Here is a 14,156-nt window from a genome sequence, read left to right on the forward strand (position 1 = left end):
GACGCCGCCGGATCTGGTGAGGCTCAGCCGAGCAGGCGCTCGATCTCGGCCAGGTCGTCGCCGGCCAGATCGAGACCGTCGACCGCGGCGACGTTGCCCTCCAACTGCTCGACGCTGCTCGCGCCGATGATCAGGCTGGTCATCCGCGGATCCCGCAGCGCCCAGGCGAGCGCGAGCTGGGCCAGGCTCTGACCCCGCCGCTCGGCCACCCCGGCGAGCGCGCGGATCGTCGCCATCTTCGCCTCGTCCAGGTCGCTCTCGTTGAGGAAGCCGCTGGTGCGCACGCGCGAGTCGGCCGGGATGCCGTCCAGGTAGCGGTCGGTGAGCAGGCCCTGGGCCAGCGGGCTGAAGGCGATGCACCCGGCACCGACCTGCTCCAGCGTGTCGAGCAGGCCGTCGGCCTCGGTCCAGCGGTTGAGCATCGAGTACGACGGCTGGTTGATCAGCAGCGGCGTGCCCAGGTCGCGGAGGATCTCGGCGGCCCGGAGCGTCTGCTCGGAGTCGTAGTTGGAGATGCCGACGTAGAGCGCGCGGCCGGAGCGGACGATGGCGTCGAGTGCGCCCATCGTCTCCTCCAGCGGAGTGTCCGGGTCGAACCGGTGCGAGTAGAAGATGTCGACGTAGTCGAGGCCGAGGCGGCGCAGCGACTGGTCCAGCGATGAGATCAGGTACTTCCGGGAGCCCCACTCGCCGTACGGGCCGGGCCACATCAGGTAGCCGGCCTTGCTGGAGACCACCAGCTCGTCCCGGTACGGCTTCAGGTCGGTGGCGAGCAGCCGGCCGAAGACCTCCTCCGCCGCGCCCGGCGGCGGACCGTAGTTGTTCGCCAGGTCGAAGTGGGTGATGCCGAGGTCGAAGGCGCGGCGGACGATGTCGCGTTGCCGCTCGACGGGCCGGTCGGGACCGAAGTTGTGCCACAGGCCGAGGGAGATCACCGGCAGCTTCAGCCCACTGCGGCCACTGCGGCGGTAGCGCATCGAGTCGTAACGGTCGTCGCTGGCGAGGTAGGTCACCCGATCATTCTGCCGTGACCAGGGCACGGGCGCGCGTCGGTGGCCGCCGGTGGACCACCGGGCGGTACGGGAAATCTGAGCTAGCGTGGGGCGGGTGAGCGCTCACACACAGGTTTCCCCGGTCCCGCCCGCCGAGTTGCCCGCCACGCTTGGCGCGTTGCGCGCGTCCGGCCACCACTACCGCACGGTCAAGCAGGAGATCCGCGACAACCTCCTCGCCCGGATGCGCATCGGCCAGGAGCGCTTCCCCGGCATCGTCGGCTACGAGGACACGGTGCTGCCCGAGGTCGAGCGGGCGTTGCTCGCCGGCCACGACATGGTGCTGCTCGGCGAGCGGGGCCAGGGCAAGACCCGGCTGATCCGCGCGCTCGGCGGGCTGCTCGACGAGTGGACCCCGGTGATCCCCGGCTCGGTGCTCAACGAGCATCCGATGCATCCGCTCACCCCGGCCTCCCGCGAGCGGGTCGAGGCCGCCGGCGACGACCTGCCGGTCGGCTGGCTGCACCGCTCGATGCGGTACGGCGAGAAGCTCGCCACGCCGGACACCAGCGTCGGCGACCTGATCGGCGACGTCGACCCGGTGCGGCTCGCCCAGGGGCGCACGCTCGGCGACCCGGAGACCATCCACTTCGGGCTGGTGCCGCGCACCAACCGGGGCGTGTTCGCCGTCAACGAACTGCCCGACCTGGCCGAACGGATCCAGGTGGCGCTGCTCAACGTGCTGGAGGAACGCGACATCCAGGTCCGCGGCTACCAGCTCCGGCTGCCGCTGGACCTGCTGCTGGTGGCGAGCGCCAACCCGGAGGACTACACCAACCGGGGCCGGATCATCACGCCGCTCAAGGACCGCTTCGGCGCCGAGATCCGCACCCACTACCCGCTCGACCTGGAGCTGGAGCTGGCGCTGATCCGACAGGAGGCCGACCTGGTCGCCTCCGTTCCGGAGCACGTCCTGGAGGTGCTCGCCCGGTTCGCCCGTGCGGTGCGCGAGTCGCCGTCGGTGGACCCGCGTTCCGGTGTCTCCGCCCGGTTCGCCATCGCCGCCGCGGAGACGGTCGCCGCCGCCGCGCTGCGCCGCTCCGGCCTGCTCGCCGCCGGCTCCACCACCGATCGGGTCGAGGCGCCCGTCGCGCGGGTCGGCGACGCCGTCTCGGTCACCTCGACGCTGCGCGGCAAGGTGGAGTTCGAAAGCGGCGAGGAGGGGCGCGAGACCGAGGTGCTCGGGCACCTGCTGCGGACCGCCACCGCCGACACGTTCCGGGCCCGGCTGGCCGGGCTGGACCTGTCCGGCTTCACCGCGCTGGTCGCCGAGGACGAGGTGGTCGAGACCGGGGAGCTGGTCTCCTCGGCGGAGCTGCTGCGCCAGGTCGGCACCGTGCCGGGGCTGGCCAAGGTGCTCGACCGGCTCGGCCTCGGCGACGCACCCAACCCGGAGGAGGCCGCCGCCGGCATCGAGTTCGTCCTCGAAGGGCTGCACCTGACCCGCCGGCTCGGCAAGGACGTCACCGAGACCGGGCGCACCGTCTACGGCGGCCGGGGCTGACCGTGGCCGGCAACCGGTTCCGGTACGGGCAGTGGCGCGGCGGCCCCGACCCGCTCGCCCCGCCGTACGACGTACGTGCCGCGGTGGACGCGGTCGGCGCGGAGGTGCTGGCCGGCGGCAGCCTGCGCGAGTCGCTGCGCGACCTGCTGCGGCGTGGTCCGCAGGGGCGCGGTGGCCTGGACGACCTGGCCGCGCGGGCCCGGCGGATGCGCCGGGAGGCGCTGCGCCGCGGCGACCTGGACGGCGCGGTGACCCGGGCGCGGGCGCTGCTCGACCAGGCGCTCGCCGCGGAACGCGACGAGCTGCGCGGCCGTGACGGCGACGACGCCCGGTTCGCCGAGGCCGTGCTGGACAACCTGCCCCGCTCCACCGCCCGCGCGGTGTCCGAGTTGGAAGGGTACGAGTGGGCCAGCGCCGAGGCGCGGCAGACCTACCAGCGGATCCTCGACGGGCTGCGCGGTGAGGTGTTGGAGCAGCGCTTCGCCGGGCTGCGCGACGCGGCGCGGGCCGCCGCCGACCCGCGGGCGCAGCGGCAGCTCGCCGAGATGATGCGGGACCTCAACGACCTGCTCGCCCGGCACGCCCGCGCGGAGGACACCACCGACGCGTTCGCCGAGTTCATGCGCCGCCACGGCGAGTTCTTCCCGGAGCGCCCCCGCGACGTCGACGAGCTTGTCGACGTGCTGGCCCGCCGGGCGGCGGCGGGGGAGCGGCTGATGCGGTCGCTCTCCGACCGGCAGCGCGAGGAACTGGCCGGGCTGATGCGCCAGTCGCTCGGCGACCGGCTCACCGGTGAGCTGTCCCAGCTCGACGAGCACCTGCGGTCGCTGCGCCCCGACCTGAACTGGCAGCGCGGCGAGCGGGTCCGCGGTGATCAGCCGCTCGGCTACGGCGAGGCCACCGGCGCGCTCGACGAGATCGCCGAACTCGACGAGCTGCTGGACTCCCTCGACCAGGACCAGGCCGGCGCGACCCTGGACGACGTCGACGTCGACGCGGTGGCCCGGACGCTGGGCCGGGAAGCCGCCGACGACGTACGCCGGCTGCGCGAGCTGGAACGGGAGCTGCGCCGCCAGGGCTGGGTGACCCGGGACGCGGACGGGCTGACGCTCAGCCCGAAGGCGCTGCGCCGGCTCGCCGGCACCGCGCTGCGCCGTGTCTTCGCCGACCTGACCGCCGGCCCGCGCGGCCAGCACGACCTGCGCTCGGCCGGCGCGGCCGGCGAGGTGAGCGGCGCCTCCAGACCCTGGGAGTACGGCGACGAACAGCCGCTGGACGTGGTGCGCACGCTCACCCGGGCGGTACGCCGGGGCGGCACCGGCGTGCCCGTGCAGCTCGCGGTCGAGGACTTCGAGGTGATGGAGACCGAGCGGCGGGCGTCCGCGGCGGTGGTGCTCTGCGTCGACCTGTCGTACTCGATGATCTCGCAGGGGCGCTGGGGGCCGATGAAGCAGACCGCGTTGGCCCTGTCGCACCTGATGGCCACCCGGTTCCCGCAGGACGCGTTGCAGATCGTCGGGTTCGGGCGGGAGGCGATGCCGCTGACCCAGCAGGAGTTGGCCGCCGCGGAGCCGGACATGCAGCAGGGCACGAACCTCCAGCACGCGCTGCGGCTGGCCGGGCGGCACCTGCGCCGGCACCCCGGGGCCGAGCCGGTCGTGCTCGTGGTCACCGACGGCGAACCCACCGCGCACCTGGACCCGGAGGACGGCGAGGCGTACTTCCACTGGCCGCCGCTGCCGGAGACCGTCGAGGCCACCGTCCGTGAGGTGGACAAGCTGGCCCGGTACGGCGCCACGCTCAACCTGTTCATGCTCGGCGACGACCCGGGGCTGCGGCGGTTCATGGACGCGGTGGCCCGCCGGTCGAGGGGCCGGGTGTTCACGCCCGACCTGGACGACCTCGGCGAGTACGTGGTCTCCGACTACCTCCGCGCCCGCCACGGCCGCCGCTGACCCCCGCCCCCGTCCCGCCCCGTCCCCGTCCCGCCGTTCTCGTCGATCTTGGACTTGTGGTGCCAGGGTTTGCGCCGAATGCACCTTCTGCGAGGTGCCCCAACTCCAAGATCGACGAAAAGGGCGGCGTTGTTGATCTTTGACGCCAGCACCGAGTCGTCCACCACCATCGTTCGGGTGATCATGGAAGTGGCGGCACGGGAGTTGGTCCAGCGGCCGTGCACCCCGGGGCAGGGCGGAGCGCGGTGGAACGCTATTGCCGTGTGCGTTGCCCTGACACACCCATGGCGTTCCGCCACCGGGGTGCGTGGGGCGTGGCCGGAACGCTATGGGCGTCTCCGGCGCGCTGAGACAGCCATGGCGTTCCACCCACGGCCCGGGCCCGGCGTGACTGGAACGCGATGGGTGTCTCCTGTGCCCAGAGCGCGTCCTGTGGTGGTGCACTCGATGTGTCGGGTGGGTGGGATGTCCGGTTCGGCGGTGGTGGGTGGCACCCTGGCGGCGGAATCGTCGCCCGGTGCGGGGCGTTGTAGCCCGGTGAACGACCGAGGAAGGCTCACGCAGGCATCCCCCGCGCCGCCGACCCGCCCCCGGGAATGATGGTGGGCTACCGGTCGTTGCACAGTCTCCCGGCGCCCGCGTAGAGGCCCCGCCCCGCGGTGCAGCCGAATCCCCCGAAGACCTTCTTGAGCGCCTGACGGTGCTGTGCACATCCCCTGTCCCCTGGGGGTGTGTCGACCCCGAATGGAGCCCCTCATGAACACGATCCTGCGCAAGAGCGTTCTGGGTATCGCTGGTCTGGCGTTCACCGGTGGTGTGTTCGCCGGTCCGATCGCCGCCCACGCCGACACCCCCGCCCACGCCACGGCCGGTAAGTCGGTGGCCGTGCAGGCCGAGGGCGCGCAGTCGACCATCACCCTCAACGACGAGCAGACCGGCAACGTGAAGGCGATCATCGCGGCGACGAAGAAGGCCGGCCTGCCCGAGCGGGCGGCGGTCATCTCGATCGCGACGAGCTTGCAGGAGTCGAAGCTGGAGAACCTGGGCCACCTCGGCGACCGCAACGACCACGACTCGCTGGGCCTGTTCCAGCAGCGCCCGTCGAGCGGGTGGGGCACGGTCGAGCAGATCACCGACCCCGAATACTCCACCCTCGCCTTTCTGAAGGGCCTGAAGCAGGTCGACGGCTGGCAGGACATGCCCCTGACCAAGGCCGCCCAGACCGTCCAGGTCTCCGCCTACCCCGACGCGTACGCGCAGTGGGAGAAGCAGGCCACCGACCTCGTCAACCAGCACTGGAACAGCTAAGAAGAAGAAGGCCGGCACCCCGGAACATCGGGGTGCCGGCCTTCGCTCGTCCGGGTGAACCGCACCGGGTAGCCGTGGTGCGGACGGTGGCGGCAAGGGTTGGATGCGGGCATGGACGAGGTGGACGCCGCCGCGTTGCGACGGGCGTACGACGAGCTGCTCGCGGAGGTGGACGCGGGCGGTTTCGGGCCGCCGCCGGTGGGCGAGCTGAGCGCCGAGCAGATCGTCGCGCACCTCGCCGCCAACGACGAGTTGATGAGCGAGGCGACCGAGGCGGTGCTGGCCGGGTCGCCGTTCGCGTACTACGACCTGGACACGGTGCACCGCCCGCAACTCGACGCGTTGGTGTCCGAGTGTGGCGGGCTGGACGGGCTGGCTGCCCTGCTCCGGGCCACCAGCCTGAAGCTGTGTTCGCTCGCCGAGCGGCTCGGCCCGGCGGCGGAGACGCCGGTGGAGACGGTGCTGCGGGAGGGCTTCGACCTCGACGTGGACGACTCACTGCCGTGGGGACGGGCCCTGGACCTGCACCTCCGGGTGCACCTGCCGCTGCACCTGACCCAGCTTCGTGCGCTACGCCGTCAGCCCCACCTCGCCTGACGGCGCGCGGAAGGTGCGGCGGTAGGCCGTCGGCGACACCCCGACCCGGGTGTGGAAGTGCTGGCGCAGGGCGGCGGTGGTGCCGAAGCCGGCGTCCCGGGCGACCCGGTCGACGCTCAGGTCGGTGGTTTCCAGCAGCACCCGGGCGTGCTCGGTGCGCTGCTGAAGCAGCCACTGCGCCGGGCTCAGCCCGGTCTCCGAGCGGAAGTGCCGGGTGAACGTGCGGACGCTCATCCGGGCGTGGGCGGCCAGCTCGCGCAGCGCGACCGGCTCGTGCAACCGCTGCCGGGCCCAGTCGCGGGTGGCCGCGGTGCCGGCCGCCGTGACCGAGGGCACCGGCCGTTCGATGTACTGGGCCTGGCCGCCCTCCCGCCACGGCGGCACCACGCAGCGCCGGGCCGCCCGGTTGGCCACCGCGCTGCCGTGGTCGGTGCGGACCACATGCAGGCAGAGGTCGACGCCGGCGGCCACCCCGGCCGAGGTGAGCACCGGGCCGTCGTCGACGAAGAGCACCTCGGGGTCGAGCCGTACGGCGGGGTGCAGGCGGCGGAAACGCGCGGCGTACGCCCAGTGGGTGGTGGCCGGACGGTCGTCGAGCAGGCCGGCGGCGGCGAGCACGAAGGCGCCGGTGCAGATCGACATGATCCGCGCGCCCCGGTGGTGGGCGGCGCGCAGCGCGGCGACCACCTCGCCGGCCACCGTGCCGTCGGTGAGCGGCGGACCCTCCTGGACGCCGGGGACGATCACCGTGTCGGCGGCCGCCAGCAGGTCGAGCCCGTGCTCGGGGAGCACCTGGAAGCCGGCGGTGCTGCGGACCGGCCGCCCGCCCGGGGTGCAGGTCGCGACCGCGTACAGCGGGGTCTGGTCGTCGGTGCGGGCGGCGCCGAAGACCTGGGCCGGGGTGCCCAGGTCGAGGGCGACCACGCCGTCCAGGGCGAGTACGGCGACGCGGTGCGGCGATGCGGGCATGGCCCGATTATTGCGCACGTTGGCTTTCCGGCCACTCGTCGCGTGGGTCCTGCCGTCCGAGACTCGGTGCGTGAACCGCACCCGACTGCACCCGGCCTGGCTCGTCGCCGCCGTCGCCTTCGTCGCCCTGGTCGGCGCCGCCGGCTTCCGCGCCACCCCCGGCGTGCTGCTGCACCCGCTGCACGCCGAGTTCGGCTGGCCGCTCGCCACCATCTCCGCCGCCGTCTCGGTCAACCTGCTGCTCTACGGCGTCACCGCGCCGTTCGCCGCGGCCCTGATGGACCGGTTCGGCATCCGCCGGGTGGTGGCCGTCGCGCTGCTGCTGGTGGCGGCCGGCAGCGGCCTGACCGTGGGCATGACGGCGAGCTGGCAGCTCATCCTCTGCTGGGGCGTGCTGGTCGGGTTGGGCACCGGCTCGATGGCGCTGGCGTTCGTGGCGACGGTGACCGGCCGCTGGTTCGTCCGCCGGCGGGGCCTGGTCACCGGCGTGCTCACCGCCGGCGGGGCGGCCGGTCAGCTCGTCTTCCTCCCGCTGCTCGCGGTGCTGGTGCGCGATCACGGCTGGCGCACGGCGGCACTCGTCGTCGCCGGGGCCGCGCTGGCCGTCGTACCCCTGGTGGTGTGGCTGCTGCGCGAGCACCCGGCGGATCTCGGTCGGCCGGCCTACGGCGCGACGGAGGTCGTCGCGCCGCCGCAGCCGGCGGGTGGCGCGGCGGCGCGTGCGGTCGGCGCGCTCACCGCCGCCGCCCGGACCCGGCCGTTCTGGTTGCTCGCCGGCGGCTTCGCGATCTGCGGCGCGACCACCAACGGGCTGGTCGGCACGCACTTCGTGCCGGCCGCGCACGACCACGGCATGCCGGAGACCACCGCCGCCGGCCTGCTCGCCGTGGTCGGGCTTCTCGACATCGTCGGCTCGGTGCTCTCCGGCTGGCTCACCGACCGGGTGGACAGCCGGCTGCTGCTCGGCGCCTACTACGCGCTGCGCGGCGGGTCGCTGCTGGTGCTGCCGAGCCTGTTCGCCGGTACGGCCGAGCCGAGCATGCTGGTTTTCATCGTCTTCTACGGGCTGGACTGGGTGGCCACCGTGCCGCCGACGGTGGCGCTGTGCCGGGAGTGGTTCGGCGCGTCCGGCGCGGTGGTCTTCGGCTGGGTGTTCGCCGCGCACCAGTTCGGCGCCGCGCTCGCCGCCACCGGCGCCGGTCTGGTCCGCGACCGGCTCGGCGACTACGCGGTGGCCTGGTATGTGGCCGGCGCGCTGTCGGTCGGCGCGGCCGGGCTCTCCCTCCTGCTGCGCCGGCCCGCGGCCGAATCGCCCGCGTTCGCCCTGCCGGTGGCGACCGGCCGGCGGGCCTGGAGCTATCGGGGCTGACCGGTCAACCGACCGCCCACTGCTGCTCGGCGGCGCCGCTGCACGGCGCCTGTTCGAGCTCCCGCCCGGCCTCGGTGCCCGCGTCGTCGACCTGCGCGCACTTGCCGCTGTGCACGGCGACCAGCAGCACCGGGCCGGCACCGGTCGGGTTGAGCTTCCACTGCTGGTTGCCCTGCCCGTTGCAGGACCACTGCTGCACGTCGGCGCCGTCGTCGGTGGCCGCCTCGTTGACGTCGAGGCACTTGCCACTGGCGGCGTTGACCAGCAGATAGGTGTCGGCGGCGACCGGCGTCACCACCCACTGCTGCTCCGGCCCGCCGGTGCAGTCGGCGAGCGCGGCCTGCGCGCCCTCCGGGTCGTCGCCGGTCACGCCGAGGCAGCGCCCGGACGGCACGCCCCGGATCACCCGGGGGGTGGCCACCGGCGCGTCCGGCGTGGCCGGGGCGGCGCTCGACGGCGTCGGGCTCGGCGCGGCCTCCGTCGTCGGCGGGGCCGGCGTGGGCTCGGCCTCCGTCGGGGTCGGCACGGCCGCCGCGGGCACCACCGGCCGGTCGCCGCCGCCACCGCCGAGCACGCCGGTGGCGAAGAAGGCCCCCAGGAGTACGCCGGCCGTGGCGACGCCCAGCGCGATCCGCATCAACGGGTCCTGCGGCAGCCGGACGCCGCGCGGGCGGCGACCGCCGTAGACGGTGCCGGACGGGTCGGTGTGCGGGTCGGCCATGGGGGCATCCTGACTGACCGGGGCCGTGAGGGCCAGTCACCCCGGCGATACGGTGATTCAGTCGACGACGCGGACGTCCTTCCAGAACGCCACCCGGTCGCGCACCATCTCGGCCTCCGGCTTCGGATCCGGGTAGTACCAGACCGCGTCCGGGCTGGTGGCCCCGCCGTGTTCGAGGGTGTAGTAGGAGGCGGTGCCCTTCCAGGAGCAGACCGTGTGGGTGTCCGACTCGCGGATGAGGTCGTCGCGCAGGGCCGTACGGGGGAAGTAGTGGTTCCCCTCCACCAGCACGGTGTCGTCGCTCTCGGCGACGACCAGATCGTTCCAGACGGCTTTCGGCATGCCCCCACGCTATGCCGGTGTCGGCCCGCCGACCACCGTGGACGTCCCCCCGAGTTGTCGTACCCGGGCGTAAAGTGATCTCATGCGAGCTGTCCGTGATCATGAACGGGCGGTGGAGGCGCTGCGGCGCTCCTACGCCGAGGTGCCCGCCGGCGAGCCGGTGCGGTTGGCCAAGCAGACCTCGAACCTCTTCCGGCCCCGGTCCGCGCCGCGCACCCCCGGCCTGGACGTGCGCGGGCTGACCGGGGTGCTCGGCGTCGACCCGGCCGCCCGCACCGCCGACGTGCAGGGCATGTGCACCTACGAGGACCTGGTCGCCGCGACGCTGCCGCACGGGCTGATGCCGCTCGTGGTGCCGCAGCTGCGCACGATCACGCTGGGCGGCGCGGTGACCGGCCTGGGCATCGAGTCCACCTCGTTCCGCAACGGCCTGCCGCACGAGTCGGTCACCGAGATGGACGTCCTCACCGGGGCGGGGCAGGTCGTCACGGTCCGGCCGCAGGGCGAGCACGCCGACCTGCACCGGGCGTTCCCCAACTCGCTGGGCAGCCTCGGCTACGCCACCCGGCTGCGCATCGAGCTGCAACCGGTCGGGCGGCGCGTGGCGCTGCGCAACATCCGGTTCACCCGGCTGGAGGAGCTGGTCGACGCCGTCGGCGAGGTGGTCGACAAGGGCGCCTGGGCCGGTGAGCCGGTCGACGCCATGGACGGGGTGATGTTCAGCCCCGGCGAGGCCTATCTGGTGCTCGGCACGTTCACCGACGAGGCCGAGGGCCGCCCCTCCGACTACACCGGCCAGGAGATCTACTACCGCTCGCTGCGCCGCCGCACCCGCGACGTGCTGACCGCCCACGACTACCTCTGGCGGTGGGACACCGACTGGTTCTGGTGCTCGGCGGCGTTCGGGGTGCAGCACCCGGTCCTCCGCCGGCTCTGGCCGAGGCGGCACCGGCGCAGCGACGTGTACCACCGCATCGTGCGGTTGGAGCACCGGCACCAGGTGGCCGCGCGGGTCGACCGGTGGCGGGGCCGGCCGGCGCGGGAACGGGTGGTGCAGGACGTGGAGATCCCGCTGGACCGCACGGCCGACTTCCTGCGCTGGTTCGCCGGCCACGTCGGGATGACGCCGGTCTGGCTCTGCCCGCTGCGGTTGCGCGAGCCGTCCGGCCCGGGGTCGGCCCGGGCCTGGCCGCTCTATCCGCTCCGGCCGGGCGAGACCTATGTGAACATCGGCTTCTGGGGGAGCGTGCCGATCGCGGCCGGTGCCGCCGACGGTGACGTCAACCGCCAGATCGAGCGCATGGTGTCGGAGTCGGGTGGCCACAAGTCGCTCTACTCCGACGCGTACTACGACCGGGCCGCGTTCGACCGGCTCTACGGCGGGGAGACCTGGCGCGCCGTGAAGGAACGCTACGACCCGGACCACCGACTCACCGGACTGTACGAGAAGGCGGTAACCCGAGCATGAGTCTGACCGACCGGACACCGGGGGCGGCGAGCGCCCCGGCCGGGCCGCCCGCGGGCGGCCGGCATCCCACGCCGACCGTCGCGGACGTGATCCGCGCGGTCACCACCGGCGACCTGCCGCTGCGCATCATCGGGTACGACGGCAGCGCGGTGGGCCCGGCCGACGCGGGGATCACCCTGACCATCCGCACCGAGCGGGGCCTGTCCTACCTGCTCACCGCGCCCGGCGACCTGGGCATGGCGCGCGCCTACGTCAGCGGCGACCTGGGGCTGGAGGGCGTGCACCCCGGCGACCCGTACGAGGCGTTGCGGGTGCTCAAGGACGACCTGCCGCTGCGGATGCCGCCGGTGGCCGACGCGCTGGCCCTGGCCAAGGGGTTGGGCTGGGAGCGGCTGCGGCCCCCGCCGCCCCCGCCGCAGGAGGCGGCGCCGCGGTGGAAGCGGGTGATGACCGGGCTGCGCCACTCCCGGGTGCGGGACAGCAGCGCGATCTCCCACCACTACGACGTGTCGAACGCCTTCTACGAGAAGGTGCTCGGCCCCTCCATGACGTACACCTGTGCGGTCTTCCGCAGCCCCGACGACACCCTGGAGGAGGCGCAGCGGTCCAAGTACGACCTGGTCGCCGGCAAGCTCGCGCTCAAGCCGGGGATGCGGCTGCTGGACGTCGGCTGCGGCTGGGGCGGCATGGTCCGGCACGCGGCCCGGGAGTACGGCGTCAAGGCGCTCGGCGTGACGCTGTCCCGCGAGCAGGCGCAGTGGGCGCAGGCGGCGATCGAGCGGGAAGGGCTGGGTGACCTGGCCGAGGTGCGGCACCTCGACTACCGGGACGCGCCGCGCGAGCAGTTCGACGCGATCTCGTCCATCGGCCTGACCGAGCACATCGGGGTGCGCAACTACCCGGCCTACTTCGGCGCGTTGCGGTCCCGGCTCAAGCCGGGTGGGCGGCTGCTCAACCACTGCATCACCCGCGCCGACAACCGGGCTCCGCACCGCTCCGGCGCGTTCATCGACCGGTACGTCTTCCCGGACGGTGAGCTGGCCGGTCCGGGCCGGCTGATCAGCGAGATCCACGATGCCGGGTTCGAGGTGCACCACGAGGAGAACCTGCGCCAGCACTACGCGCTGACGCTGGCCGGGTGGTGCCGCAACCTGGTCGAGCACTGGGACTTCTGCGTCGGCGAGGTCGGCCCGGGCACCGCGCGGGTGTGGGGCCTCTACATGGCCGGCTCCCGGATGGCGTTCGAGCGCAACGGCATCCAGCTGCACCAGGTGCTCGCCACGCACAACGGCCCGCAGGGGGTGAACGGCTACCCGTTGCGTCCCGACTGGACGCCCTGACCCGTACTCAGAAAGAGGCCGCGCGCACCCGCGCGGCCTCTTCCCGTCGCTATTGACAAAGAAGTTTTGTACGTTCAAACTTGTTTTTGCCATGAGAGACGTCCTGTACCTGGAAGAGCGCGAGCAGGCCGAAATCCTGCTCAAGCCGCAGCGCATCGAGGTGCTGCGGCAGCTCGCCGAGCCCCGCACCTGCACCGAGGTCGCCGCCCGGCTGGAGCAGACGCCCCAGCGCGTCTACTACCACGTCAAGCAGCTCGTCGCCGCCGGTCTGGCCGAGCAGGTCGCGCAACGGCGGGTGCGCGGCATCACCGAGGGCATCTACCAGGCCGTCGCCCGGTCCTACTGGCTCTCCCCCCGGCTGGTCGGCCGGATCGGCGGGGCACGCCGGGTGCGCGACGAGCTGAGCCTCGGCTACCTGCTCGACCTGATGGAGGAGGTCCAGGCCGACATCGCCGGGCTGGACCGCACCGCCGGAGAGCTGCCCTCGATCGGCGTCTCCGGCGAGATCCGGGTGCCCGCCGAGCGGCGGCAGGAGTTCCTGCGCGACCTGCAGTCCACGCTGCAGGACCTGTTCACCCGCTACGGCGGCGCCGAGGGAGACGCCTTCAAGCTCGCCGTGGCCTGCTACCCGAAGGGCGACAACCATGAGTGACCCGATGACCGTCCGCGCCCGCCTGGCCGCCCCGGTGGCGACCGTGCACCGGGCGCTGACCGACCCGGCCGAGCTGCGCGTGTGGCTGGCCGAGCACGCCGAGGTCGACCTGCCCACGCGCTACGAGTTCTGGGGCCGTTACACGCCCGAGGGCGACACGCCACAGCAGCGGCTGCTGCACGCCGACGACAAGTCGCTGCGGTTCGCCTGGACGCTCGACGGCGTGGAAACCACCACCGAGATCGAGTTGGCGCCCGACGGCGACGCCACGATCCTGACGCTGCGGCAGAGCCACTTCTCGTTCGAGGAGGCGATGACCGGCAGCAGCATCCGGGGTGTGCTCCAGACGTTCTGGGCGCTGTCGGTCGCCAACCTCAACGCCCACCTGGAGGGGCGGCCACTGCTGCCACGCACCGACTTCACCAGCGCCGACCTGCGCGGTGAGCTGCTGATCGACGCGCCGATGGACGAGGTGTGGACCTCGCTGATCGACTCGGAGCGGACCAGCGCCTGGTTCGGCTACCCCGTCGGCATCGAGCCCTGGGCGGGTGGCCGCTACGCGATGGGTGGCTTCGAAACCGGCTACGCGGCCAAGGTGCTGGACGTCACGCCCGGCCGGGCCATCTCCGTCGACTGGGGACCCACCGGCGTCAGCACGTGGGAGCTGGCCGAGTCCGACGGCCGGACGAAGTTGACGTTCGTGCAGTCCGGCTTCGACGAGGGCAACCCGCCGTACGGGGCCTGGACCGGCGCCGTGGCCGGCTTCGCCGAGCTGCGCCGCTTCCACGAGGTCCCCGCCTGGCAGCCCATCTGGCTCTGACGGTGTAAGGAGGGGCCCCCGGTTAACGCCTCCGGTATAGCAGGGGGCCCCGCTTAACA

At 73.3% G+C, this 14,156-nt stretch carries 13 protein-coding genes; 9 read left to right on the forward strand and 4 right to left on the reverse strand.

Translation table 11 applies throughout. The features are described 5' to 3' along the window. Nucleotides 1-23: 23 nt before the first annotated feature. Nucleotides 24-1,013: an L-glyceraldehyde 3-phosphate reductase gene (mgrA, locus tag B1205_RS18600; RefSeq protein WP_089156749.1), complete on the reverse strand. Its 990-nt coding sequence runs from the start codon at nt 1,011-1,013 to the stop codon at nt 24-26. 85 nt (nt 1,014-1,098) lie between these two features. Between mgrA and B1205_RS18605 the strand changes: the two genes are divergently transcribed. The 4 genes from B1205_RS18605 (at nt 1,099) to B1205_RS18620 (ending at nt 6,416) form a co-directional block, all read left to right on the forward strand. Beyond that, nucleotides 1,099-2,556 (forward strand): magnesium chelatase, encoded by a 1,458-nt coding sequence (locus B1205_RS18605; RefSeq protein ID WP_089156750.1) that lies wholly within the window; start codon nt 1,099-1,101, stop codon nt 2,554-2,556. A gap of 2 nt (nt 2,557-2,558) precedes the next feature. Continuing rightward, the gene (locus B1205_RS18610; protein ID WP_089156751.1) at nt 2,559-4,511 is read left to right on the forward strand and encodes a vWA domain-containing protein; all 1,953 of its coding nucleotides are present in this window, start codon (nt 2,559-2,561) and stop codon (nt 4,509-4,511) included. Between the two features lie 756 nt (nt 4,512-5,267). Continuing rightward, a complete protein-coding gene (locus B1205_RS18615) occupies nt 5,268-5,819 on the forward strand; it encodes a hypothetical protein (protein ID WP_089156752.1) in 552 nt (183 codons plus the stop codon). A gap of 120 nt (nt 5,820-5,939) precedes the next feature. After that, nucleotides 5,940-6,416: a hypothetical protein gene (locus B1205_RS18620; protein ID WP_089157080.1), complete on the forward strand. Its 477-nt coding sequence runs from the start codon at nt 5,940-5,942 to the stop codon at nt 6,414-6,416. Here the strand turns inward: B1205_RS18620 and B1205_RS18625 are convergent. Then, entirely contained in the window at nt 6,390-7,385 is a 996-nt protein-coding gene (locus B1205_RS18625) for a GlxA family transcriptional regulator (RefSeq protein ID WP_176308672.1), read from the reverse strand. The genes B1205_RS18620 and B1205_RS18625 overlap by 27 nt on opposite strands. Before the next feature lie 70 nt (nt 7,386-7,455). Between B1205_RS18625 and B1205_RS18630 the strand changes: the two genes are divergently transcribed. After that, nucleotides 7,456-8,754, forward strand: a complete 1,299-nt coding sequence (locus B1205_RS18630) for an MFS transporter (protein WP_089156754.1) — start codon at nt 7,456-7,458, stop codon at nt 8,752-8,754. 4 nt (nt 8,755-8,758) lie between these two features. Here the strand turns inward: B1205_RS18630 and B1205_RS18635 are convergent, their stop codons facing one another. Both B1205_RS18635 and B1205_RS18640 read right to left on the reverse strand, forming a co-directional pair. After that, complete coding sequence (locus B1205_RS18635) at nt 8,759-9,475, reverse strand: RICIN domain-containing protein (protein ID WP_089156755.1); 717 nt, start codon at nt 9,473-9,475, stop codon at nt 8,759-8,761. Between the two features lie 57 nt (nt 9,476-9,532). After that, nucleotides 9,533-9,817, reverse strand: coding sequence for a DUF427 domain-containing protein (locus B1205_RS18640; protein WP_089156756.1), 285 nt, complete (start codon nt 9,815-9,817; stop codon nt 9,533-9,535). 82 nt (nt 9,818-9,899) lie between these two features. On the opposite strand from B1205_RS18640, the gene B1205_RS18645 reads away from it, so the two are divergent. From B1205_RS18645 to B1205_RS18660, 4 genes are all read left to right on the forward strand, one after another. Further along, nucleotides 9,900-11,285: an FAD-binding oxidoreductase gene (locus B1205_RS18645; protein WP_089156757.1), complete on the forward strand. Its 1,386-nt coding sequence runs from the start codon at nt 9,900-9,902 to the stop codon at nt 11,283-11,285. Beyond that, a complete protein-coding gene (locus tag B1205_RS18650; protein WP_089156758.1) occupies nt 11,282-12,625 on the forward strand; it encodes a class I SAM-dependent methyltransferase in 1,344 nt (447 codons plus the stop codon). Before B1205_RS18645 ends, B1205_RS18650 begins: the two co-directional genes overlap by 4 nt. A gap of 91 nt (nt 12,626-12,716) precedes the next feature. Further along, entirely contained in the window at nt 12,717-13,277 is a 561-nt protein-coding gene (locus B1205_RS18655) for a winged helix-turn-helix domain-containing protein (protein WP_089156759.1), read from the forward strand. Next, on the forward strand, nt 13,270-14,097 hold the full coding sequence (locus tag B1205_RS18660; protein WP_089156760.1) for an SRPBCC family protein: 828 nt from the start codon (nt 13,270-13,272) through the stop codon (nt 14,095-14,097). Before B1205_RS18655 ends, B1205_RS18660 begins: the two co-directional genes overlap by 8 nt. Nucleotides 14,098-14,156: the final 59 nt, after the last annotated feature.

Origin of the sequence: Micromonospora sp. NBS 11-29 (assembly GCF_002140155.1) — a bacterium.
GTDB lineage: Bacteria > Actinomycetota > Actinomycetes > Mycobacteriales > Micromonosporaceae > Micromonospora.

Excerpts from the sequence above, each read along its gene's own strand:
- B1205_RS18655 (WP_089156759.1), top strand. The coding sequence starts at position 12,717 with ATGAGAGACGTCCTGTACCTGGAAGAGCGCGAGCAGGCCGAAATCCTG.
- B1205_RS18635 (WP_089156755.1), bottom strand. The coding sequence starts at position 9,475 with ATGGCCGACCCGCACACCGACCCGTCCGGCACCGTCTACGGCGGTCGC.
- B1205_RS18660 (WP_089156760.1), top strand. The coding sequence starts at position 13,270 with ATGAGTGACCCGATGACCGTCCGCGCCCGCCTGGCCGCCCCGGTGGCG.
- B1205_RS18615 (WP_089156752.1), top strand. The coding sequence starts at position 5,268 with ATGAACACGATCCTGCGCAAGAGCGTTCTGGGTATCGCTGGTCTGGCG.
- B1205_RS18640 (WP_089156756.1), bottom strand. The coding sequence starts at position 9,817 with ATGCCGAAAGCCGTCTGGAACGATCTGGTCGTCGCCGAGAGCGACGAC.
- B1205_RS18645 (WP_089156757.1), top strand. The coding sequence starts at position 9,900 with ATGCGAGCTGTCCGTGATCATGAACGGGCGGTGGAGGCGCTGCGGCGC.
- B1205_RS18625 (WP_176308672.1), bottom strand. The coding sequence starts at position 7,385 with ATGCCCGCATCGCCGCACCGCGTCGCCGTACTCGCCCTGGACGGCGTG.
- B1205_RS18650 (WP_089156758.1), top strand. The coding sequence starts at position 11,282 with ATGAGTCTGACCGACCGGACACCGGGGGCGGCGAGCGCCCCGGCCGGG.